Source organism: Pseudoalteromonas sp. Isolate6, assembly GCF_022398435.1.
Taxonomy (GTDB): Bacteria; Pseudomonadota; Gammaproteobacteria; order Enterobacterales; family Alteromonadaceae; genus Pseudoalteromonas; species Pseudoalteromonas galatheae.
Window position 1 is genome coordinate 1 of the sequence record NZ_JAKEVK010000055.1, and the last position, 24,319, is coordinate 24,319.

18 protein-coding genes are annotated in these 24,319 nt (G+C 44.2%); 9 read left to right on the top strand and 9 right to left on the bottom strand.

The features are described from left to right. The first annotated feature begins 193 nt into the window (after positions 1–193). The 5 genes from L1D50_RS10075 to L1D50_RS10095 all read left to right on the top strand — a co-directional run bounded on the left by L1D50_RS10075 (position 194) and on the right by L1D50_RS10095 (position 5,471). On the top strand, positions 194–1,147 hold the full coding sequence (locus tag L1D50_RS10075; RefSeq protein ID WP_235956621.1) for a Fe(3+) ABC transporter substrate-binding protein: 954 nt from the start codon (positions 194–196) through the stop codon (positions 1,145–1,147). Next, positions 1,147–2,778 carry an iron ABC transporter permease gene (locus L1D50_RS10080; protein WP_239965987.1) on the top strand — a complete coding sequence of 544 codons (1,632 nt, stop codon included), beginning with the start codon at positions 1,147–1,149 and terminating at the stop codon, positions 2,776–2,778. Before L1D50_RS10075 ends, L1D50_RS10080 begins: the two co-directional genes overlap by 1 nt. Beyond that, positions 2,778–3,809 carry an ABC transporter ATP-binding protein gene (locus L1D50_RS10085; protein ID WP_239965988.1) on the top strand — a complete coding sequence of 344 codons (1,032 nt, stop codon included), beginning with the start codon at positions 2,778–2,780 and terminating at the stop codon, positions 3,807–3,809. Before L1D50_RS10080 ends, L1D50_RS10085 begins: the two co-directional genes overlap by 1 nt. Positions 3,810–3,839: 30 nt before the next feature. After that, the gene (locus L1D50_RS10090) at positions 3,840–4,754 is read left to right on the top strand and encodes a Dyp-type peroxidase (protein ID WP_138522804.1); all 915 of its coding nucleotides are present in this window, start codon (positions 3,840–3,842) and stop codon (positions 4,752–4,754) included. Positions 4,755–5,069: 315 nt separating this feature from the next. Next, positions 5,070–5,471 (top strand): hypothetical protein, encoded by a 402-nt coding sequence (locus tag L1D50_RS10095; protein WP_128728508.1) that lies wholly within the window; start codon positions 5,070–5,072, stop codon positions 5,469–5,471. Positions 5,472–5,604: 133 nt separating this feature from the next. Here L1D50_RS10095 and L1D50_RS10100 read toward each other — a convergent pair whose 3' ends face one another. The 4 genes from L1D50_RS10100 to argR form a co-directional block, all read right to left on the bottom strand. Further along, positions 5,605–11,103 (bottom strand): DNA repair ATPase, encoded by a 5,499-nt coding sequence (locus L1D50_RS10100; protein WP_239965989.1) that lies wholly within the window; start codon positions 11,101–11,103, stop codon positions 5,605–5,607. A 71-nt stretch (positions 11,104–11,174) separates the two neighbouring features. Further along, positions 11,175–13,352 (bottom strand): hypothetical protein, encoded by a 2,178-nt coding sequence (locus tag L1D50_RS10105; RefSeq protein WP_239965990.1) that lies wholly within the window; start codon positions 13,350–13,352, stop codon positions 11,175–11,177. An 83-nt stretch (positions 13,353–13,435) separates the two neighbouring features. Beyond that, on the bottom strand, positions 13,436–14,047 hold the full coding sequence (locus tag L1D50_RS10110) for an OB-fold-containig protein (protein WP_138582689.1): 612 nt from the start codon (positions 14,045–14,047) through the stop codon (positions 13,436–13,438). Positions 14,048–14,450: 403 nt separating this feature from the next. Continuing rightward, a complete protein-coding gene (argR, locus tag L1D50_RS10115; protein ID WP_095729866.1) occupies positions 14,451–14,918 on the bottom strand; it encodes a transcriptional regulator ArgR in 468 nt (155 codons plus the stop codon). Between the two features lie 241 nt (positions 14,919–15,159). On the opposite strand from argR, the gene mdh reads away from it, so the two are divergent. After that, positions 15,160–16,092, top strand: a complete 933-nt coding sequence (gene mdh / locus L1D50_RS10120; protein WP_128728504.1) for a malate dehydrogenase — start codon at positions 15,160–15,162, stop codon at positions 16,090–16,092. A 63-nt stretch (positions 16,093–16,155) separates the two neighbouring features. Here mdh and serA read toward each other — a convergent pair whose 3' ends face one another. The 5 genes from serA to L1D50_RS10145 all read right to left on the bottom strand — a co-directional run bounded on the left by serA (position 16,156) and on the right by L1D50_RS10145 (position 20,965). After that, positions 16,156–17,385 carry a phosphoglycerate dehydrogenase gene (serA, locus tag L1D50_RS10125; RefSeq protein WP_128728503.1) on the bottom strand — a complete coding sequence of 410 codons (1,230 nt, stop codon included), beginning with the start codon at positions 17,383–17,385 and terminating at the stop codon, positions 16,156–16,158. Positions 17,386–17,396: 11 nt separating this feature from the next. Continuing rightward, a complete protein-coding gene (rpiA, locus tag L1D50_RS10130) occupies positions 17,397–18,050 on the bottom strand; it encodes a ribose-5-phosphate isomerase RpiA (RefSeq protein ID WP_010372275.1) in 654 nt (217 codons plus the stop codon). A gap of 104 nt (positions 18,051–18,154) precedes the next feature. After that, positions 18,155–18,784: a 5-formyltetrahydrofolate cyclo-ligase gene (locus L1D50_RS10135; protein ID WP_138522798.1), complete on the bottom strand. Its 630-nt coding sequence runs from the start codon at positions 18,782–18,784 to the stop codon at positions 18,155–18,157. Then, positions 18,781–19,314 carry a hypothetical protein gene (locus L1D50_RS10140; protein WP_128728500.1) on the bottom strand — a complete coding sequence of 178 codons (534 nt, stop codon included), beginning with the start codon at positions 19,312–19,314 and terminating at the stop codon, positions 18,781–18,783. The genes L1D50_RS10135 and L1D50_RS10140 overlap by 4 nt, the downstream gene beginning before the upstream one ends. A 139-nt stretch (positions 19,315–19,453) precedes the next feature. Continuing rightward, complete coding sequence (locus L1D50_RS10145; protein WP_239965991.1) at positions 19,454–20,965, bottom strand: carboxypeptidase; 1,512 nt, start codon at positions 20,963–20,965, stop codon at positions 19,454–19,456. Positions 20,966–21,242: 277 nt separating this feature from the next. Here L1D50_RS10145 and L1D50_RS10150 point away from each other — a divergent pair, with 277 nt between their 5' ends. From L1D50_RS10150 to L1D50_RS10160, 3 genes are all read left to right on the top strand, one after another. Next, positions 21,243–22,472 carry a diguanylate cyclase gene (locus tag L1D50_RS10150; protein WP_128728498.1) on the top strand — a complete coding sequence of 410 codons (1,230 nt, stop codon included), beginning with the start codon at positions 21,243–21,245 and terminating at the stop codon, positions 22,470–22,472. 189 nt (positions 22,473–22,661) lie between these two features. Then, entirely contained in the window at positions 22,662–23,000 is a 339-nt protein-coding gene (locus L1D50_RS10155; RefSeq protein ID WP_010372259.1) for a P-II family nitrogen regulator, read from the top strand. Positions 23,001–23,013: 13 nt separating this feature from the next. Beyond that, positions 23,014–24,243: an ammonium transporter gene (locus L1D50_RS10160; RefSeq protein ID WP_239965992.1), complete on the top strand. Its 1,230-nt coding sequence runs from the start codon at positions 23,014–23,016 to the stop codon at positions 24,241–24,243. Positions 24,244–24,319: the final 76 nt, after the last annotated feature.

The following is a 24,319-nucleotide window of genomic DNA, read 5'->3' on the forward strand; positions in this document are numbered from 1 at the left end:
AGATATATCTCACAGGTAATTCTCCCGTTTTCTACAACGCTAATTTTATCTTGAGCGTAGTTTCAAATATTCAGGGTGTAAAACGGCACAATTACAGGTAGAATTAGTTGATAATAATTATTGTTTACCTAATGGAGTCTTTATGAAAAAAGCACTTGTTACTTTACTGGCAACGCTTACTTGCCTACCAGCAATGGCTGCAGAGGAAGTTAATATCTACTCGTTTAGACAACCTTTTCTGATCCAGCCTATTTTGGATGACTTCACCAAGCAAACTGGTATCAAGACCAATGTGGTTTTTGCAAAAAAAGGCTTAATTGAGCGTGTAAAGCGTGAAGGCAAACATAGTCGTGCCGATCTTGTACTCACTTCAAACTTCAGTGCGCTAATTCAGCTTGAGGACGAAAACTTAACACAAGCAATTGACAGTGAAACGGTCACTAAGAATATCCCAGCTAACTTCAGAGATCCTGAAGGTCAGTGGGTTGCGCTTACTAAGCGTGTGCGCAACGTATATTCTGCAAAAGACCGCATAGGCAAGTTAGATAGGCTTACGTATGAAGCGCTAGCGGATGAACAATACCGCGGTAAAATTTGTACGCGCTCAGGTAAGCATCCCTACAACCTTGGTTTAGTGGCGTCTATGATTGCTCATCATGGTGAAGCAAAAACCAAAGAATGGCTTGAAGGCGTGAAGAAAAACTTAGCTCGTAAGCCTCAAGGTAACGACCGTGCACAAGTCAAAGCAGTAAAAGAAGGGCTGTGTGATTTGGCCATCGGAAACAGCTATTACTTTGGTAAGATGGTGGAAGATGAGAAGCAAAAAGCCTGGGCTGAAGCGGTATATATCAACTTCCCAAATCAACAAGATCGTGGTTCACATATCAACGTTTCTGGTGTTGTCTTGACCAAGCACGCTAAAAATACAGAAAATGCCTTGAAACTCATAGAGTTTATGACCGACAATAAGGCGCAAAATATGTATGCGTCGATGAATATGGAATACCCGGTTAAACCTGGCGTCGAGTTATCGAAACTTGTGGCATCTTGGGGTGAGTTTAAGGAAGACAGCCTACCATTGTCAGAGATCAGTAAATACCGTCCGTTAGCGCTTAAGCTAATCGATGAGGTAAAATTTGACCTTTAATGCAATTATCATTTTCACTGTCTAAATGGCAGAGTTTTGCGTGGCTGATAGGGCTTAGCCTATCAGTCCCGCTGATATTTTTAATCTTTGAGTCGCTACAACCTGACTCCGAAGTCTTCGCTCATCTTTGGGATACCGTTTTGTGGGATTATGTCCGCAATACGATTTTGCTGATTGTGGGTGTATGCATCCTCTGCGCTTTGATTGCGCTGCCACTTGGCTGGCTAACCGCGTATTGTGAATTTCCTGGACGGCGCTTTTTCGAGTGGTCGTTGATGCTACCTCTTGCGATGCCAACCTATTTGATTGCTTACGTGTATACCGATTTGCTTGATTACGCAGGGCCTGTGCAAATTGCGCTGCGAGAGTGGTTTGGTTGGCAATCTCCAGACGATTATTGGTTCTTTGATATTCGCACTTTGTCAGGTGCTATCGTGATGATTGCACTGGTGCTTTATCCTTATTTGTTTTTGATTTTTAGAACGGCGCTAAGGGAGCAGTCGTTTAAGCTGGTTCAAGCTAGCCAATTGATGGGTAAGTCGCCTTCACAGAGCTTTTTTAAGGTAAGTTTACCTTTGTCGCGAGGCGCGATTGTGGCAGGGCTCGCGCTGATCGCCATGGAAAGCATGGCAGATTTTGCAACCGTACATTACTTTGCTGTGAGCACACTAACCACCGCCGTTTACGATACTTGGTTGGGTTATTATTCACTGACTGCTGCGGCTAAAATTTCAGGCATTATGCTACTGTTTTTATTTTTAGCCCTAACACTGGAGCGAGTGAGCCGCCCAACTCAGGTAGTGCACGAGCGCCAATCAAGTGTTAACAGTACCACGCTTTATCATCTTAAAGGGATGCAGGCTTGGCTCGCGAGCGCTTTTTGTTGGCTTATTCTTATTGCGGCTTTTATCGTGCCTACATGGGTGCTTGCAGATTACGCCATCGACTATTTTGAACAAGCTTGGAATGACGACTTTTTCTTGTATGCGTGGCAAAGTTTAAAAATAGCGTTTTGGGTGAGTGTGGTATTAATTATCATGAGCATGCTGGTGGTGTTTAACCAGCGAGTTAGCAGTGGTAAACGGGTCACGCTACCGGGCAAGCTTGCAAGTACCGGATATGCGCTACCGGGCACTGTGCTGGCAATTGCGGTACTGATTCCACTCACTTTATTAGACGATAAGCTAAATACTTGGCTTGAAGGTACTTCATTTGAGCCAGGTTTGCTGTTCAGTGGGACGATTTTTGCGCTGGTTTTCGCTTACGTTGTACGATTTTATGCGATTGCGCAAGGTGCGGTCGAATCGAGTTATCAGCGGATCAGCCCAAGTCTAGATATGGCAAGCTTTTCGTTGGGTCGCAATCGTTTCAAAACCATGTTATCAATACATTTGCCATTGCTGCGTCGGGGCATTTTAACCGCAGCATTGTTGGTTTTTATTGAGTGTATGAAAGAACTTCCAGCGGCATTGTTATTACGACCCTTTAATTATGAAACACTGGCAACACACGTTTTCCAATATGTGAGTGATGAGCAGCTGGAGTTGGCTTCTGTCTCTGCGTTATTTATTGTGTTGGTTGGTTTAATTCCGCTTTATGTTGTAAACCGTTCTATGGAGCAGCGAAATTAATGCATAGTTTAGTGCTTGAAAATCTCTCTTATCGTTATGACGGTGAAGCCGTTGTGGATAGCCTAAATCTGACCGTAGAACAAAACGAGATAGTTTGTTTGCTTGGTGCCAGTGGCTGCGGTAAAACGACCACGCTGAAGGCGATAGCAGGCTTGATCGAACCATTTCAAGGCTCGGTGAGTATTTTAGGCAAAGCCATGAATGGTAACGGCACTTTCGTACCTCCACAAAAACGCAATATTGGCATGATGTTTCAAGACTATGCGCTATTCCCACACCTCACTGTGGCGCAAAATGTCGCGTTTGGCTTAACCTCAAAAAGCAAGCGTGAACGTCAAGACCGAGTGGCTGAAATGCTCCATTTGGTGCAGCTGAAAGACTACAGCGACCGCTTTCCACACGAGCTTTCAGGTGGCCAGCAACAACGTGTCGCGATTGCGCGCGCACTTGCGTACAAGCCAAATCTGTTGCTGCTTGATGAGCCGTTTTCAAATATAGATGCTCAAGTGCGGTTTCAGTTAATTAACGATATTCGCCGTATAATCAAAGATCAGCAAGTTTCCGCGATTTTTGTTAGTCACTCGAAAGAAGAAGCTTTTGCTTTTGCCGATCGGCTGGCAATTATGGATAAAGGGAAGATCGCACAAGTGGGCGAGCCGAGAACATTATTCCAACGACCAAAGAGCAAAATGGTTGCCGAGTTTTTGGGTCAGGGTATTTATATTCCTGCACAGCGAGTGAATGGCGCTTCAGTAGAAACCCAATTTGGTGCCGTAAAATCTCTCGTTGAGCTCGGTGATCTCGACGCGAAGGGCGAAATGTATGTGAGACCGCAGCACATCACGTTAGAAAACGCCGAGCTTGGCAGCGTTAAAATACTCAATCAGCGCTTTATGGGAACAGAGTACATTTACCGTGTTGCATTAGAGGGTCAAGAGCTCGAAATACCGCATCCAGCGCATGAACCGCTCGACTTAAATCAACCAATCTCTTTAAAAATTAAGGCACATGCTGTAAATTTCTTTTCTTAATAGCAAATGAATAAACGCAGGGAGTAGAGCATGGCGCTTGCCCAATCAGGTGTGTGTGCTGAAGCCAATTTGCACGGCTTACACTTGTTCTTCAATGTGCTTGAAGGACAAGACGAGGCGCTAAGAGCGGCGCTCGCCAATTGTGGACGCTTGCAAGAGGAGTTGGAAGATAGATTCTCCGAGTCTATGTTATCGAGCTTTGTCGCAGTTGGTGCGCAATATTGGCCGCACATTTACCCTGAGTTTATTCCTAAAGAGCTGAAAAGTTTTCCTCATATTGTTGAGGCTGAGCACACCGTGCATACCCAGCCTTTTGACTTGCTTTATGTGATCCGCTCCGACCGGGAAGACGTTAATCATATCTTTGCTCAAAGTGTGCTACACATGCTAAATGGCCTAGTCGAAATGGTGGCACATGTGCGCGCTTTCCGTTTCTTAGATGGTCGTGATTTTAATGGCTTTATTTATGGTGCAGACACCCCTAGAGGGCGCAACAAACGGGAAGTTGCACTTGTGCACAACCCGAATGCAGCCGACCATCTCGGTAGTTATATTCACGTACAGCGGGTGAAGTTTGATTTACTGCGCTGGCAGGCGTTGCCGCTCGCTGAGCAAGAACAGTTGATGGGGCGTACACGTTTAGACAATGACCTAATTGAAGGTTGCGACCCCTGTAATCATGCAGCATTAACCGAATTGAAAGACGTAAACGGTAATGCGCTACTGCTTAACCAAAGCATGCCGTTTGGTGATGTATTTGAACAAGGAAGCTTGTTGCTAAGTTGCAGCGCCAAAGGCGATGCTTTTGAGCAGGTACTAAGAAGCCGATTGGGTGAAGGGGATGAATACGACCCCATATTGGATTATTCCAGTGCTGATATGGGTTCCGCGTTTTTTGCGCCATCTTTGGAGTTCTTGTCAGTGATGGCAAAAATGCCGGAATAAGGCGCAAGTTGATCTGAATATTATTTTGACTGAACGGCCTTCTTATCTGGAATTAGACAGAAAATGATATATAGCAACCATTGAGGCGATGGCCATCTCTGTCCTTTACTCAACCCAAATAGTTGTAAATTTACTTGTTACAAACTATCCAGCATGGTAATTTTCTGTAATTAATAATTCCCTGCTTATTCTTTTTGGGAATTATAATTGCGGGGCAGTGTTATTATCAACATAATTTACTCCCCTCAAAATAGTTCACTTATTTAAGCGAATTGGTAAAAGCAAGTTTGTATCACTTTAATAATGGATAATATAATGAGAATAAAAACCTTCTGCCTGACTACACTGTGTCTTTTTTCATGGTCGGTTAGTGCTGCAAATGACGTATATGGAACTGTCGAGCAACTGATCACAAGATCGGGCGCTAGTGACGACCACGCAGTTTACTTTAGAGTTGAAGTAATGAGAGAGCTCTCTAATTTTGAAGCTTGTATCGGCAATGGTGATGAACTTACATGGCAATTAGACCTTTCTTCACCTGTAGCTCAATATCAATTTGATATTCTAAAAAAATCATATTCGGAGCGTTTGCCTGTTCGGATCATCGGACATGAGGATGTTTGCGCTAATGGTGAAGCTCAGTCCGATAAAATATTTGAGCTCAGCCCTTGGTCATGGAGTGAGTACTCAATGGAAAAAGTCGCAGAGTCCAAATAATCTGAGCCTTGGATAATTCATATCAATTTGGTAATTAGTTTTAGCGCTAATTGCGCTGAAATTACTTCTAGCATCCATTGCCATATATTGGTGTGCAAAGCCCTTCCTTGGGCTTTTTATGTGCGACAATTTCTTACAACATGTACGGATTTTTCGCCGGTGAAGCGTTACTAACTACAGGTCTTGATTGAATTTCCTCAAGCTTTTGTAAAATGTCTTTTAGCTGTTGCTGCTGGACTTGTTCAGCACTTGAGTTTGCTAAGGTATTTGTCAGCAAAGTGGTGACGGCTTCAAGCGCTTTTGCACTGCTATCATCAACGTGATTGTCGACTTGAATATGTGGTTGTGCCACCGCTTCTAAGCGCTCAGACAGGTTTTCAAATAGCGTATTTTGCTGCTGACCTTGTTGACCCAATGCTTGTTGTATTTGCGCTTGGGTGCTGAGCAAGTCATTGAGTTTGCCAAGGTTAGCGAGTAGCTGCTCGTTGTTCGCGGTGTGTTTGATGGTGTTTTGCAGCCCAGCAATTTCCTCTGCGACTTGTTGCTGTGAACCGATCAATTGCTTTAGCGGTGTAGCGTAAGGTTGCTGCGTTAAGGCCTCACGTAGCTCAGTTAACTGCGTGGCAAACTCTTGTTCATTAAACACCTGAGCCAATTGTTGCAACAGCGCACTGTAATCAAAGCTAAGCTGCTCTTTATCGAGTTTAGCGGCGATTTGCGAAAGGGATTTATTAACAAAGCTCAGCTGTTCAACGGCTAGCTGTGCAGGGCTACCCTCATCGCTATTGCGGTGCAGGCGGGCATATTCGGCCTTGATTTCATGCCAGCGCGTTGTTTCTTCAGCCGTTAAGGTACCGCGTAATTCAGCCAGTTTCAGTAAGTTTTCTTCGCTGCCTTTGCTAAGTGTTTGTGCTTCACCGCGATAGTGATCTTGAATTAGGTTTTCAAGTTCACTGTCATTCATGGCAGCAACTACCTTTTCAGCCATCTTATTCATGTTACGGTAACTGCCTTGTAGCTTAAACGGTGGCTCGGTTCGATAGCTATCATCTTGTGCTGCCGAGGCAATATATTGGGCATTTACTTTGAGCACGGTGTTGCGAATAATGAGCAGCTTTTTCAGTACGCTGACAATTTCATTCACTTGCGCTTGAGAGTAATTAAACTCCAATTCATTGATGGAGAGGTCTTCTCCGTCGGCAATGCGCACTAGCTTGTATAAGTCTTCCATACCACGATTAGCAAGTGGTGCAAGCACTGCATTGGAAGTGAGCGTATTTTCAATAAAGCTCATGGCAAATTCTTGTTCGCAGCCACTGAGGGTGTCACCGAGATTATAAATATCGGCTCGGTTGGCAAGCATATCAGGGATCTTAAAAGATTCACCGGATTCGGTGTAGGGGTTTCCTGCCATCACAACGGCAAACTTTTTGCCTCTGAGATCATAGGTTTTACTGCGGCCATTCCACACCCCGTCTATGCGTCTTGAACCGTCACATAAAGAGATGAACTTTTGTAAAAACTCGGGGTTGGTATGCTGAATATCGTCAAGGTACAGCATCACATTATTGCCCATCTCAAAGCTTTGGTTAATCTTCTCAATTTCTTTTGCGGCGGTCGCGTTGATGGCTTGAGCAGGATCTAAAGAGACTTGGTCGTGACCAATAGATGGACAGTTGACCTTAACAAAGGTGAGTCCTAAGCGGTTAGCCACATACTCTATTAACGTGGTTTTACCATAGCCCGGTGGGGAGATAAGCAGCAACATGCCCATCAAGTCGGTGCGCTTATTGTTTCCCGCAGCCCCAATTTGCTTTGCTAAGTTATCGCCAATAATAGGGAAGTAGACTTTGTCAATCAGCTGGTTACGTACAAATGAGCTTAGCGGTCTGGGTTTAAACTCATCCAATTGCAAGCGCTGCTTTTGTGCCTCAAGCACTTGCGCTTTTAGCTGTTGGTACTGTTTGTAGGCCGGAACATGAACCGTGAGATACTCGTTACTACGGGTAAAAAAGTCTGCATAATCTAGGTGTAGTACTTGGTTCTCGATACGTGGGTGTTGGCCCATCAAACCTGAAATTTCGGTTTTTATTTCGGCTTCTTTGACTTGGTATGTGATATCTAACTGGGTAGAAAGCAAAATGCAGTTAGCGGCCTCAAGCAAGGTCTCAGTACTTTCATTTTGCTTACTGCCATAGGCGCGCAGCCAGCTGCTTAACAGGCGGCATTTGTCCGCAAGTTTAGTCAAATGTGTTAATGAGTCTTCAAGCTGTTGCCAAACGCCTTTGGCCTTTGCCATCGAGATAAACTGCTCGCTGATGTGTTTTGCAGGTGAAGCTAAGTCAAATTGTCTCGGCTTGACTTGCTTGGCAAGGGCTTTAATTAAGTAAGTTGCGCTTAACTCGCCTGAAAAACGGTGTAGCTCGGTCAAATAGCTCGATAAATTTTGTTGGCAAAATGTGGTGATCTTTTCACTCAATTCTTTGCTTAGCTGTTGGCTAAAACTATGGTCATCTAACTTCGTTGCCATCAGCTCTGCTTGTGTAGCCTGAAACGCCAATTCAGCTAGCTCAGCCTTACTTTGCTGAGTATAAAATAGCTGTGCCGCAATTCGACAGCTAGCAGGGTAGACGAGTAACTCAAGCTGTCGTTTTTGTTTCAGTAAATTTGCTAAGATCAGGCTGGCATCTTGATCATGAATGCCTTTTTCATAACCTTCTTGATATCGGGGTTCTGCAAATTTTTGTACGATAGGCAGTAAACTTCCTTCATCAACGGCAAGTTCTAGATCTGCTTGACTAAAGTCGTTGCCATCTTGCTCCGCAGCCGCTAATACTTGAGCTGCTAAGTATTCGCCTCGATACAAGTGACGATTTTCTGAGATCAGGTTTTGCTGCCAATATTTGCTTGCGTCATTGAGCTGTTGATTGACCTTGGCGTCAGGAATAGGATCAAAATATTCAGTGCCAGTGAGGTGTAACATCAGCTCTTCACCACGAGGCAGTAAAGTCAAATCAAGAATTTGCTTATTGAAACTAAACGCATGTTTGCCGATTTTAACGGTATTGCCATCATCAATGTAAATATCTTGCTTGTCTCGCAAAGCGCGGATCGCTTGATCTTTGCAGGCCTTGAGTTTGGCTTGAATATCATCCGCTTTCACTTCATCGCTCAGGCTTTTTAGCTCTTGCGTTAAATCGCGAAGCTTGCCAATCATAGGATCGGAGGCAAAATAGCTATTGATGTCGTCTAAGGTTTTGAAACTTTGTGAGCGTCGCGTCACCCCCTGTAAAATCCGCTCGGCAGCGTTTGCTAGGCTCAGGGCGCGGCGCTGTCTTTCGTCAATGAGCTGCTGTTTGTGCGCCTCAAAGCTTTCATAAACGTCATCACGTTTAGCCAAGATCTCCGTTAAAAACTCATCATACTGACTAAATTGAGACTCGAGCTCTTCTAATTGAATAAGTAAGCGAGATAGTTGGTCGTCACATTGCTCTGGGGTTTTGGCCGCGCTTAGACCGCTGGTAATACTTTGGCTGAAAAGCTTAAAACGAGCCGCGAATTCGGCTTTTGCTTCAACACTGCCCACGCTCTTTTTCTGAATTTCTAATGCTGCTTTGGCGCGGTTTACTTGACCATAAATGGCGCTGACATCTTCCAAAATTTTAGTGCGCACACGGCTATCGTCAATATCGAGATCCAGCATGGTATGGTTGAGCAAATCAAGTTCGGCGCTTAAGGTTTCCAAGGTCGCCAAAAAGCCGTTAAGCTCGGTAACACTCTCTGTTTGCGCTCTGGCTTGCTCTAAGGAATCTAGCTGTTCGTAGTAGGGCGCCAGAGCACTATCTTGCTGCAAAAACTCCGCGGTTTTATGGCTTAAACTCAAGGTTTGCTCATCAATCTGCTGCTGCATGGCAGATAGCGCGTCAAGATTGATGTACTTCACTTCTTCAAGGCTTATCACTTTGCCTTTTAAGCGTTTGAGAGACTCTAAGCTCTGGACAAATTGCTCGGCTGTTTTAAAGCTATCAGGTCTTACCTCGCGAAGCACATCTTGCATGGCTTGTTCGATTTCGGCTTCTGCGCGCCTAGCGTCGGCCTCAATTTGGCTTACCTTTTCAAATTCGTCTAGTACCTGCTCCGAGGTTTCAAAAATTTCATGTAGTTTTGCTGTGACATCCGCAAAGTCCGCCTCGGCAAGCCAATGATAGCGGTCTAAGATACTGCGGGTGAGTGCAATTAAATCTTCATAATGAAAGACCGTGGGGCTTTGTTCGTTAATGGCTTTGAACACACTGTATAAATCAGAAATTGCACGTACTAAATCCGGATTGCCTATCCGGCCAAATAAGCCGGTTGCTCGAGGGGCTTGTGCGGCAAACTCGCTGCCACAAAATGGGCTTTGCCAGATTTGAATAGGGTGCACGCGCTCAGGCTCAGGCTCTGCTTTAAAGGTTAGCGCTAAGCCATCATCATAGATACCATAGCCATGACAATAGATAGGATTTTGCAGGTTTTTCTCAATAATATTGTAAGAGAAAAGTGCGTAACGACCCTCGTTTGGTTCGTAGAAGATATACAGTACATCTTCACCGTTGGGTGATTTGATCTGGCGATGGAAAACTAAATCGTCCAGTTGGTCGTCAAAATAGCGTGTTTGCCCCGATTGTAAATAATAGCCACCAGGAAAAATAATCCCTTGGTTCTCAGGTAATTGAACACAGGCACCACCCAGCGCATCTTGGCGCAATACCTGCTGGGTGCGGCAATTATAAATAAAATAACGCCACTGTTTTTCTCGGTAGGGAAGTAACTTTAACAGCACCATTTCGCCAACTTCGGCAAAACGTAAATCACAATCTGCAAGTGATTGGCTGGCGTCATCGACGGCTTCTTGATAAATACCTTCACCGCTTTGGGTATTGTTTTCTATTTTTACGGTGAGTTTGCCACCCGATACTTCAATAAACACTTTGTCGTTTACATTAATATGTGGGTGACGGCCTTCGACGTGATCGGCGCGGTCGGTTTTTTGCCATTCAAAGTCAAAGTTTTCCACTTCACCTATGTCACGCTCTCCTCGATTATCAATATAATCTAAGGTTTCGTCTTTGGCGATTTGCCAGCGGAACACACGAACATCGGAGAGCTTTTCGCCAATTTGAAATAGCGCAAAGAGCTTGTTTGATTTAACAAATAGATGTTGTAGCCGGGTGTCTTTGTAATATGTGTATAGTTCATCAAAGTCCCGTAAGAAACGTTGGTCAGTGAGGAATTTGGTTTCTTGCGGATAAGGTTCTATTTCGTAGTGGTCTTCTTGCAAGTGCAGCTTTTGTACGGTGAATACATCGCTGACTTGGGTATTTTGTTTAAGCCCCATAAACACATTGTAAGCAAAGATAAGCTTGTCGCCGATCAGCACGATATCGCGCGGTACACAGTTATGCTCAGTACGCACTCTTGCTCGACCTTTCACTTTAAGCTCGGTGCTTCCAAAAGTGTCAACACGCTGTTGGTTGAGTTTATCTATTTGGCTTTTTAGATCATTACCAAAGTTACCAAGTCGGCGCTTAATCAGTTGATAAGAGTCTTGTTCGAGCGTTCGCTCTGGCGCTTGTTGCGTTGCTTCCGTCATTCTTTACTTTCCTATTGTGCGCTGTCGCAAATGGGGGAGAGGAGCCAAGAAGATTGACTCCTCAAGGTTAATTACTCTAGTGGTTCGCTTTGTTTACTGCCATTTAACGAGCCGCCAAGTAACTTGAGTAGCTGCTGTTTGTCCGCATCTGAGCTATTACTTAGTTGTTGGAAGAACTTACTCATGTTGATGTTTTTTAGCGTTTCTGACGACGCATTAGCACCAGCTAATACCCCTTTTAGATCGTCCATCAAATTACGCTCACCGTTTAGGTGATCTTTGAATACGGTTTGTACCGTCTTACTTTCGCCGACTAAGCCGTCAATTGACTTGCCTACTGTGATGGCATTCATAAACTGGTTAAAGAACTGGCCGTCGCCGCCCATAAAGTTGATATCTGCACCGCTCAGCGCTTTACCTAATACTTCAGCCTGACTTGCAGAAACCTGCTTGTTCGCTTCGATATTCGCAAGCGTCAGTTCTTTCTGTTGGTTTAGCTGTAGTGTAAAGCCTTCGTATTCACGGGCGTCTTTATCCATCTTATTAAGTGCTTCCAGCTTCTCCGTAAGGCCTTTAGCTTCTGCCGACATCTTACGCTCAAGGTTGATAGCTTCTGCTTCACCTTGTTTTTCAATTGCCTCAGCCATTGCTGCTTGTACTTCAGCTTCTGCCAAACCAATTTCACGTTTGCCTTGTGCTTCGGCTTCACTTTGCTTCTTAGTTGCTTCAGCCATTGCTGCTTGTACTTCGGCCTCGGCACGGCCAATATCACGTTTACCTTGCGCTTCGGCTTCTAGTTTTTGCTGTAGCACTTTGGCATTTGTTTCGCCTTGTATCGCACTTGCAGTGGCTTTAGCCTTGATGATATCAGCCTCAGCAAGACCTGGTGCGGCAGCCTCAACCTGAGCAGCCTCTGCAAGAATTTTCTTCGACTCAGCGGTCTGGTTCGCAATACGCAGCTCCGCCGCAGCCATTTTTTCCATTTCTCGGGCTTTAAATTCAGCAGCTTGTTCTTTGGCTTTAGCTGCTTCAATATCTTTAACCAACGCCTCTTCGGCTTCTGCTTGAGCAAGAATAATTTTCGCTTGCTTTTCTCGTTCAGCTTCTGCAATACATTGTACGTCTTTGATACGCTCCTGTTCTTCAGCAACGGTTTTCTCTACGGCAACACGTTCGCGTTGGACATCGGCGATTTCTTTTTGCTCGACTTCCAGTGCTTTGGCTTTTTGGATACGTAAAATTTCGGTTTCGCGTTCGCGCTCAATAATTTCTATCTGGCGAGAGCGTGTGACTTTTTCTTCTTCGATGCCGAGTAAGCGAAGGCGATTTTGCTCTGCAACATCGATTTCACGCTGTTTATTGTGTTCTGCAATTGCAATTGCTTCGTCCGCTTTGAGGCGTGCTTCTTCGGCTTTTAAGCGCTCTTCATGCTTAACACGTTCAGCTTCTGCGGCTTCGCGAGCGCGCACTGATTCGATTTCACGGCGCTGTCTTGCGCTAGCGTCTTCTTTTTGTCTCTCGACTTCTGCGGCTTTTTCAAATGCTGCTTGGTTTTGGTTGTCGATTTGCGCTTTTTCATCGCATTTAAGCTGGTTAGTTTCCACGTTTTGGCGTGAGGTTTTTTCGGTAATACGGCGAATACCTTCAGCATCAAGAATGTTATTTGGATCTAACTTGTCGATTGAGGTTTGTTCAAGATAGTCAATTGCGACATCCTCTAACGTATAGCCAGATAAATCTTGTCCAATCACTTCTTTAATAGAATCTCGGAACTCGTTACGATGTGTAAATAGCTCCTCAAAATTCATGCGCTTACCAACGGTTTTCAAGGCTTCGGAGAATTTTGCCTCAAATAATGCTTGTAAGGTTTCTGGTGCCGATGCACGTGCACAGCCAACTTGTTTCGCAACGCGTAGGATATCTTCTTTGTTCTCGTTTACGCGAATGTAAAAAGTGATGGCGATGTCAGCACGGATATTGTCTTTACAGATCAGGCCGCTATTTTCACGACGCTCCAATACCATGCGGTTAGTTGAAATATCCATGACTTCCATTTTATGGATCACAGGTAGCACAATACCGCCCGTTGTTGTGACATCAGGCTCATTTTTCATCTTGTTGATGATCAATGCCTGACCCTGTTCGACCTTGCGGTAGAACTTTCCAATCAGAAGTAGAATGGCAAAAATAATGACGATGGATATGCCCACGATTGCGAGCACCGGTCCGAGGTTGTTTAGAAATTCCATGTTTTTTCCTGCGTTGCGCTATGTTGTTTGAGTTGGTACTAGCTATGCCAACTCGTTCCTAAATTCCGTTATTTTCCGTACTATTACCAAGGTTTAGCCACAATCGTGTAGCTATGTGTAAGGGGGTCATGTTCGATAAGTAAGGCATTGTCTCCTAGTGTGAAAGTGTTTTCTTCGTCCGAGCGCACTTCGATAAGTTGCTCTGTTCCTTGAATATATACTCTGGCTTGACCAAACGTGTTGTTAACTCTTGATGTTGCAATAACGCATTCGAGCCCAACCAGCGCTTGCTTTGATGTGGTTTCTTGGCTTTCGAAAAAGCGTCGTAGTGGCCTTACAATGACGGCGGTTAGTGGTAATGCAACAACGAGGCTGGCAAGCATAAATACCGTGCCCATCAGGTAGTAAAAAATGCCATTACCCAGCAGGTAAGCAAAAAACTGTTGCACATAAATACTGGTAATCCAGCCTAGCGCGATGATTAAACTCAATGAAATACTCACTGGGACACCACCAAAAGCGACCTCCCAAAAAGAACCAGAGCTTGCGCCTTCGGCTTCAATATCAACATCGCCTTCTAAGATATCGATATCAGCAAAACCAAGTAAAGCAATTAACCAGAACAACAGCACAATCAGTAGTAGTGTTGAAAAAATAACAGTGGGAAACGTAAATGCAGTATTTAAAAATTCCATTGCTGTTCCTTAGTTCCTTGTATTTCCATTTTTTGCGGTAGGGGGCCTATCAATGTTATTAGGTGTCTCTAATTTGTCAGAGCGATTGAATCCCCGTTCCGTATCATAGGATAGTGAGATGATTGAGTAAAGAGAATAGCGAGCAGATCCAATGAGCTTAAATGCCGCCGAAAATAAGCTATAGAAGCTAATCAATCAGCTTAAAAAACTATCCACGCGTAATGAGAAAATCCCACCTTGCGTTTCTAAAGTTGCCACACACGGACATATTATGTCAAACATTTTTTGCTGTAAAGATAAGCAGTTTATTCTGTTTATTGTAATAGTGAGAAAGCGTAATTGCTCAGAGGAAAGTACCAGAGTAAGTGCTAACTTGTGAGTCAGCACTAATAAAAATAACAGACTAAACGTTATCGAACAGGGTTTTTACTTTGTCTAAAGTAATGTCGATTTCAGAGACTTTTGCAGGCGCAATGAAAATCGTGTCATCGCCAGCAATGGTACCTAATACGCCATCTGCGGTACCTAAAGAGTCAAGTAATCTTGCAATTAATTGTGCAGCCCCCGGGCTGGTTCGAATTATAATCATCATTTCGTTGTGCATAATATCAACGACTAACTGACGCAAAGGACTTTTTGCTGTCGGTACGCTCATTTCTGCGGGTAAACAGTAAACCATTTCTTGCTTAGCATTGCGTGTACGTACAGCACCAAACTTGCTCAGCATGCGCGACACTTTACTCTGACTGACATTGTCAAACCCTTGTTGTTTTAGAGCATCAACAATTTCGCCTTGAGAGCCAAAGTTTTCTTCTTTTAAAATGGCTTTAAATGCTTTGATAAGTGCTTCTTGTTTTTCTTGCGGCTGCATAGTCTGTCTTCTTTTACGGCTAATCTTTAAATTCTACACAAAACCACTAAGATTCCCAAATTTGCGCGACCAAAATGACAGTCGTAAAGCATAAATAGACAAAGTGTCGCGATCTTTACACTTTTATTTAAGACATTAGTCAAAAAATCTCGAAAATAACCGTGATTAATTTGTGTTTAACAGCGCTTTTCATTATCTTTACTGCACACTCAATTCCACCTTCAAATTATGGAGAATTCAAATGAAAGTTGCTGTATTAGGTGCCGCTGGCGGTATCGGTCAAGCTCTATCTTTATTGCTTAAAAATGGTCTTCCAGCTGGCTCTGAGTTAGCGCTTTATGACGTTGCACCTGTTGTACCTGGTGTTGCAGTTGACTTATCTCACATCCCAACTGCGGTAAAAGTAGCGGGTTATGGTAAAGACGACCTAGACCCAGCTCTTGCTGGTGCTGACGTAGTGCTTATCCCAGCTGGTATGCCTCGTAAGCCTGGTATGGACCGTGCTGACCTATTCAACGTTAACGCAGGTATCATCAAGACACTTGCTGAAGGTATCGTTAGAAACTGCCCTAAAGCACTTGTTGGTATCATCACAAACCCAGTAAATGGCACGGTACCAATCGTTGCTGAAGTGTTCAAAAAAGCAGGTACTTATGATCCAGCTCGCGTATTCGGTGTAACAACGCTTGACGTTATCCGCGCTGAAACTTTTATCGCAGAGCTTAAAGGTCTAGACGTTGCTGAAGTTAAGATCCCAGTAATTGGTGGTCACTCAGGTACTACAATTCTACCTCTACTTTCTCAAGTTGAAGGTGTTGAGTTCACTGACGAAGAAGTTGCTTCACTAACAACTCGTATCCAAAACGCGGGTACTGAAGTGGTTGAAGCTAAAGCGGGTGGCGGTTCAGCGACACTTTCAATGGGTGCAGCAGCAGCACGTTTCTGCTTCTCACTAGTGAAAGGCTTACAAGGTGAAGAAGTACTTGAGTACGCATACGTTGAAGGTAACACAGGCGACGCAACATTCTTTGCACAGCCAGTCATCCTTGGTAAAAACGGTGTAGAGAAGTTACTTCCTTACGGTGAGCTAAGCGCGTTTGAGCAAAAAGCAAAAGACGACATGCTAGCGACACTTGAAAAAGACATCAAAGAAGGTGTTGATTTCATGGCGTAAGCCAAATTGATACAAAAAACCAGTCGCTTCACAGTGACTGGTTTTTTTTATGCTTGATTCTTCTTAGTGAAGAATACGTGCTCTGATAGTGCCTTCAACCGCACTTAACTCTTTCAACGCCACTTCAGAGTGGTCACTATCGACGTCGATAACCACGTAACCAATAGATTCATCCGTTTGTAGGTATTGCGCCGCTATATTGATACCGTGCTGAGCGAACGCTTGGTTGATTTGCGTTAGTACGCCTGGGCGGTTTACGTGTACGTGCAATAAACGACTTCGGTTTGATAATTCAGGTAGAGAAACCTCAGGGAAGTTAACAGCCGTGACTGTTGAACCGTTATCTGAATACTTCGCCAACTTACCCGCGACTTCCACACCGATGTTTTCTTGTGCTTCTTGGGTAGAACCACCAACGTGTGGGGTTAGCAGAACATTATCAAACTCGCGTAGTGGTGAGACGAATTCTTCATGATTAGATTTTGGCTCAACGGGGAATACATCGATAGCAGCGCCGGAAAGTTTCTTAGCCGCTAATGCTTCAGCTAAGGCGTCGATATCAACAACCGTTCCACGTGATGCGTTAATTAGGATTGCGCCTTGCTTCATCACTTCAATTTCAGCCATGCCAATAAGATTTTTGGTTTGTGGCGTCTCTGGTACATGTAAACTGACTACGTCCGCTCTTTGCAGCAGTTGCGTAAGCGTGTGTAACTGCGTTGCATTGCCGAGCGTTAACTTATCTTCGATGTCATAAAACTCGACGTTCATACCGATATTCTCAGCCATAATGCCGAGCTGGGTGCCGATGTGACCATAACCGATAATACCCAGCGTTTTACCACGGGCTTCGTACGAGCCGTCGGCAGATTTATCCCACTCTCCGCGATGCGCTTTTGCGTTACGTTCAGGAACACGGCGCAGTAACAAGAGAATTTCACCTAATACGAGCTCAGCTACAGAGCGGGTGTTAGAAAATGGGGCGTTGAATACGGCGATACCACGTTTTTTAGCAGCATCTAAATCTACTTGGTTGGTGCCGATGCAGAAGCAGCCAATAGCGACCAGCTTTTCAGCCTGTTCTAGTACTGCCTCTGTAAGGTGGGTACGTGAGCGGATCCCGACAAAGTGAGCATCTTTGATCCGCTCGATCAGCTCAGGCTCCGGTAAGGATGTTTTAACGTAGTCTATGTTGCTATAACCGTTGCGCTTTAGTGTCTCAACGGCGCTTTGATGTACGCCTTCTAATAACAAAATTCGAATTTTATCCTTTGATAACGAAACCTTGCTCATCTGTAATCTCACTAGTTGATTTTAGGCCCTTCTGGAGTGCCTGTTATTACAACGTCAGCGCCACGTGCGGCAAATAAGCCGTTAGTCACAACGCCAACAATCTGGTTAATTTTTTCTTCAAGCGCTTTTGCTGCGCTAATTTCTAGGCCATGCACATCAAGAATGACATTGCCGTTATCTGTGATAACGCCTTGGCGGTAAACCGGATCGCCACCTAGTTTTAGTAACTCTCTTGCCACGTAGCTACGCGCCATTGGGATCACTTCAACAGGTAGTGGAAATGCGCCTAGCGTCTCAACATGCTTTGTATTATCAACGATACAAACAAATTTCTTGGCAACTGCTGCAACGATTTTCTCGCGCGTCAGTGCTGCGCCACCACCTTTTATCATTTCGTTGGTGCTATTGATTTCATCTGCGCCATCGACATATACCGCAAGCTCTGACACATCGTTTAACTCGAAAACTTCAATACCAAGTGCTTTTAGCTTCTCTGTTGAAGCTTCAGAGCTTGATACTGCCCCTTTGATTTGATCCTTGATACTGCCAAGCGCATCAATAAAGTGGTTTACCGTTGAGCCTGTACCAACCCCAACAATGGTGTTTTCTTCTACATAGTTCAAAGCTGCCCATGCTGCGGCTTTTTTCATTTCATCTTGAGTCATAACGCTACACTTAGTTGTCATTGAAGTTGTATGGAGTATAACTCAATCAAAGTGTCAGCGTCATGGTCAAAAGCACCTCAAAATGCGCTTAACTATTTGCCTGCTCAATTATTTTTTGGCCAAGTGTACAGTTTGGTTGGAGTGAGGATAGTTGGGAGCGGTACATCCCAAGCAGCTGTTGGTAAGCTTGGAACTTGCTGGCAATCATGAGCAAGACCAACAAGTGCTGGTTTAGCTCGCTGCTCAGCGTAGTGTAACGCCAATGTTCTATCGTAGTACCCACCGCCCATACCGAGGCGATTACCTTGCTCATCAAAAGCAACCAGAGGCATCAAAAGTAAATCCAATGATGCAAGCGGTGCTACTGCTGAGCAATCTAACTTAGGTTCCAAGATAGCATAGCGATTTGCCTTCATGGGTGAGTTTTTTTCATACTTCTGGAAGAGCAGATTAGCATGATTAAAGGGGTGGATTACAGGTAAGAAAACGTGGTGTTTTTTATCCCAAAGAGATTGAATTAAAAGGGATGTATCTAGTTCGCCATCGTTTTGTATATAGACCCCTACATTGGCATTTTTAGGTAGCTCTATATGTTGAAAAAAATTAATGTTTAGGTTTGTCGCAGCTGCTCTCTGTTGCTCTGCTGACAGCGAATTTCTTGCGTTTCTAATCATTTTTCTCAAATTAGTACGATCAACTTGAGATTTATTTATGTTGCTATTAGTTTTATTCATTCTAGCGCGAGCCACTCAGGGAAAAACAGACTTACGCCAAGCAGAATAAATAATACAATGAGTACAGCGAGCAGATAATATAGCCAAGTCTTCGATTTAGCAGGAGGGCTAGGTTCAAAGTCCAACTCATCGAATAGTTCTTTAGACTCCCACTCTTCGTCTGCTGTATCTTCAATTTCAGTATGAGTGGTGGGGGCTATGCGCTGTTCAAGTTCCTCTAATCGCTCTTCGATACGTATTAGACTGCTCGTAATGTAATCTAGCGCTTCAAATACGCGCTCTTGATCTGCATTGGTTGGTGCGGCGGTTGTTTGGCCTTGCAGCTTGGCATTGATCCCAGCGCTTGCAAGTAATTTTACCTGTTTCAACGCTTTGGTTTTATCTGCAGGAGCAAACAAGTTTTTGCCAGCGTAAAATTGCTGAATCTTTGAGGGTGAGGTTTTCAACCGTTCTGCCATTGCGATAGCGGCGCTTTGTTGATCCTTACCGTCGGCCATGCCAACGAAGACGACTTTAAACTGCTCGTTCATGGTGCGTGCCTAAGTTGTAGAGAGATTGTATTGAGTATATCTAGATTATAGGTAACTGTAGACGGATAAAAGAAAATTTTTACAATCTGGTGCACGTTAAGATAAGTGACCGCTTGCGCGGCCACAGTTGGTTGGAAATTTAGTAAAGCGCTGACTGATCCACTTTTGGTGTTGTTTTTAAGATAAACTTGCGGAGATCTTCGTTCGACTTTTGTAAATCTTCATGACGCAGGTACATCATGTGCCCGGAGCGATAACCTTTAAAGCTTAAGCGATCACGCATTTTTCCGCTCGGATCGAGTTGCCACATATTGTATTTGGCATCAAAGTAATTCGTTGCGCCATCGTAATAGCCAGATTGGATCATCACGTTTAGGTAAGGGTTTTGTGCCATTGCTAGTCGTAATTGCTCACCGACATTATTATCGCTGTTATCCCAAGGGTGAACGGAGCCAAACATATTGTATTTTACATCGGTTTTATAGTTGAGCTCGGTTGCGAAGTAATGGTTAATCGCAGGGGTAAATGAATGCAGCCAAGAGGTTAGCTCAGGCCAATAATCAGGGCGAGAACCAGCGTCTCTTTTATCAATACCAAGATAGCGTGAGTCTAATCGGCCTAGCGTATAGCCACGGTCACGCAACAGTTCTTTCCAAAATGCCGCAGTAGGAATATCTAGGTTGTTTTGAGCCACAAAACGTTCGCTTAAACCACTATATTTAGCGACGGCCTGTGTCACACTTTGCCTTTCTTGGGGGCTGATAAATGCGCCTTTGGCGAGTGCGGGAAGATATTTTTCAATCGTATATTGTTCAACCTCAGCCAGTACTTCCAGTAAATCTTTATTTTGCAATTCAGAAGACAACGCTTTGTGGTACCAAGCGGCAGCAGCGTAATATGGCAAACGGTTTGCTACTTTAACAGGACCTTCTCGCTTAATGCCGATCTCCGTCGGAGATACCAACACCACGCCATTGAGATAAAGCCACTGATTGTTTTGCATCGCGTGCGCAAGGCCTGACACTCGAGTCGTGCCGTAGCTCTCACCAATCAGGTACTTAGGGGAAAGCATGCGCTCATTGCGGTGAATAAATGTATTGAGCCATTCGGCTAAGTACTTAACGTCAGCATTGACGCCAAAAAACATCTTTGTTTGTTCGGCTTTAGTCGGATATTTACCTTCAGCATTTTTTAGTACGCGAGAATAACCTGTGTTGACTGGGTTTACATAAACAATATCGGCAACATCTAGCACTGAATATGGGTTGTCTTTCAGGCCGTAAGGCTGCAATGGGTACCCTTCGTCATCAATTTTTAATACTCTTGGGCCAGTATAGGCAATGTGCATCCACACGGAAGCAGAGCCAGGACCACCGTTAAATGATATCAATAGCGGTCGCTTGCTCATATCTTTGATTTTTGTGCGCTTATAGTACGTGTAATGCAGCGTTGCAACTGCATCGCCGTTTTCGTTCCACACCGGCTGCGTGCCCGTTGTCGCGGTATAGTTAATACGTTCGCCTTTTATTTCGGCTCTATGCTCAGTTGTTATTTTATGATCTATCTCAATGGCGCGGTTGTGCTCTTCAGCTATGCTTGGCCTCGAGAGTAGAGCACAGCTCACGATCAATAGGGGCAGTAGTTTTTTCATTGCTTCCTCGGTAATGCAATAAGTGTGTCTGCATTAAAGAAGTATTTCACCCGAAATTCAAAGTCATTGAGACAAACTGAACAAAAAAAACGGCAAGTTTGAAAAAATAGGCTGTTGTAACCTCACATATCGAAAAGTAACGAATTTGAGCCGATTTGGTTTTTTTTGGTTCAAGATTCGCGTATATTTGGTACTTAATTATGTAGTAATAAAGTATTTAGCCCCGTTAAATTCTTGTTTCACTGCGCTTCTCGTTGTACTTAAGAGATTTCATTCCATGCAAAGAATTTTAATTGTTGAAGACAGTAAAGTCGTACAACAGGTATTGCGACATCTTGCTGCCCAGCATCTTGATGTTGAAATAGATTTTGCTTGGTCCCTCAAGGAAAGTAAGGCCTTTTTAGCACAGCACCAATATACATTGGCGCTGGTTGATTTAACGCTGCCCGATGCGATGGACGCAGAGGTCGTGCAGCTTACGCTCAGTCATAAAATCCCCACCGTGGTGCTGACTTCAAAAATAGATGAATATAGCCGCCAGCAAATGCTTGAAATGGGTGTGGTGGACTATGTGATTAAAGACAACCGCGATTCATATCTATATGCGGTTAAGTTAGCATCTAGATTGTTGAGAAACCAAGGTTGCAAGGCGTTGATAGCCGATGATTCTGTGATTAGTCGAGCGGTAATGAAGCAAATGCTTGAAAAGCAATTATTTACGGTGCTTGAGGCAGAAGATGGTGAACAGGCACTGGAGATGTTGCTATCTGACCATGAAATTAAACTGCTACTGACTGACTTTGCAATGCCGACGATGGATGGTTTTGAGCTGGTGAAATCCGTTCGCAATAGTCGTGGGCGAGATGAGTTGGCCATCATCGGTTTGTCTGGCGCCGGAAGCCATGGCTTGTCAGCAAAGTTTATCAAATACGGCGCCAATGACTTTTTGGCAAAGCCGTTTATGAGTGAAGAGTTTCATTGCCGTATCATGCAGACGATGGAACAGCTTAATTTGATTGCAGAAATCAAAGAATATGCCCATCGAGACTATTTAACAGGACTTTATAATCGCCGCTATTTCTGTCAGCAAGCGGAGCGTTTAATCAAAAACAAGCCGGGTCAGCATATATTGGCATTGTTAGACCTCGATCACTTTAAATCTATTAATGATCAATATGGCCATGAAAGCGGTGATGATGTACTTAAACAGGTCGCTGATTTACTGCGTAGTGCATTTGGCCACTATATTGTCGCACGTATTGGTGGCGAAGAGTTTGCGTTACTCATTCCAAGCTCCGATATGAAGGTGGCGCAGCAAATGTTGGAAGATTTCCGGGAACGTCTTGCTCAGCAGGCATTTAATATCCCAGCAGGTAAGTATTATTGCACCATCAGTATTGGCCTCGCCGCTTGCCAATCAAAGAGTTTAAGCGAAGTGATGCGCAAGGCAGATAAGGCCCTTTATAAAGCGAAAGACAAACAACGCAATTGCGTTATTGCGCATTAGTTTTTCGTTATTTGTGTGCTTATGCACCAACTCTGTTCAGTCTTAATATCAATGCACCTAGATGGTGCATTTTTTATGCGTAAAATTCCATCCCCCACTTTAATTCATTGTTAATTAAGGAATAAAAAATTTGGCACAAAGGTTGGATTACTGCATACAACAGGATCAACTGTCCTAAGGGGACTCAGCATGAAAATGATAAGTGCAATAATAAAACCATTTAAGCTTGATGAGGTACGTGAAGCGTTAGCCGATCTGGGGATTGAAGGCATGACGGTTGTTGACGTTAAAGGGTTCGGACGTCAGCGCGGCCATACCGAACTGTATCGCGGTGCAGAATATCAAGTCGATTTCATTCCAAAAATAAAAATAGAAATTGCGACGTTAAGCGAAAACGCTGAGCGCGTTGTGGAAACGGTTACAAAGGCTGCATTCACTGGAAAAATTGGTGACGGAAAAATCTTTGTTTACGACTTAGACCAAGTTGTTCGGATCCGTACCGGCGAACTTGATGAAGAAGCCATTTAAGGGGAGCCAAGCGATGGAAAATACAATAATAGAACTACAATTTTCATTAAATACTTTTTACTCTCTGATCTCTGGCGTCTTAGTTATGTGGATGGCAGCCGGATTCGCTATGCTTGAAGCGGGATTAGTACGCTCAAAAAATACCACTGAAATCCTCACCAAGAACGTCGCGCTGTACGCTATTGCTTGTACTATGTATCTGCTTATTGGTTACAACATCATGTATGTTGATAATGCCGAAGGTGGGGTTTTACCAAGTCTTGGCACGCTCATTGGCAGTGCTGCTGACGACGCCGACCATGCGCTGCAATCTGACTTTTTCTTCCAAGTGGTATTTGTTGCAACGGCTATGTCAATTGTCTCGGGCGCTGTTGCCGAGCGTATGAAATTGTGGGCGTTTTTAGCATTTTGTGTGGTGTTAACTGGCTTTATCTACCCGCTAGAAGGTTATTGGACATGGGGCGGTGGTTTCTTATCTGAGCTTGGCTTTGTTGATTTTGCAGGTTCTGCCATTGTACATGGTGCTGGCGCTGCAGCTGCACTTGCGGGTGTCCTGTTACTTGGTGCACGTAAGGGCAAGTATGGAAAAAACGGTGAGATCTATCCAATTCCTGGTTCCAACATGCCCCTGGCGACACTTGGCACCTTTATTTTGTGGATGGGATGGTTTGGCTTTAACGGTGGTTCTCAACTGTTCCTTGCTGATAAAGAAAATGCCATTGCTGTCAGCCAAATCATGTTAAATACCAATGCGGCGGCGGCGGCAGGTGCGGTTGCTGCACTGTTGGTGTGTAAATTAATGTGGGGCAAGGCAGATTTAACTATGGTGCTAAATGGTGCACTAGCAGGTCTGGTGACCATTACCGCTGAGCCTGCCTCTCCAACACCTGTATTAGCACTGATCCTTGGGGCGCTAGGTGGTGCATTGGTAGTGTTTAGTATCGTTGCGCTAGACAAAGCAAAAATTGATGATCCTGTCGGTGCTATTTCTGTTCACGGTATATGTGGTGCGCTAGGTGTGATGATGGTGCCATTTTCAAACTCAGACGCCACTTTCCAAGGTCAGGCTGTGGGACTTATTACCATTTTAGGTTTTGTTTTCATTGCTTCTTATATTGTCTGGAGTGTATTGAAAGCGAGCATGGGGATCCGCGTTGGCGAAGAAGAAGAGCTAAGTGGTATGGATCAACATGATTGTGGCGTAGATGCCTATCCCGAGTTCGTGACAGTTCGCGGACAGTAATACCAATTTGGCTCTCGGTCAATATTGTAAAGTTCTCGTTGTCTAAACAAAGTGAGTCCAGTAGGACTCACTTTTC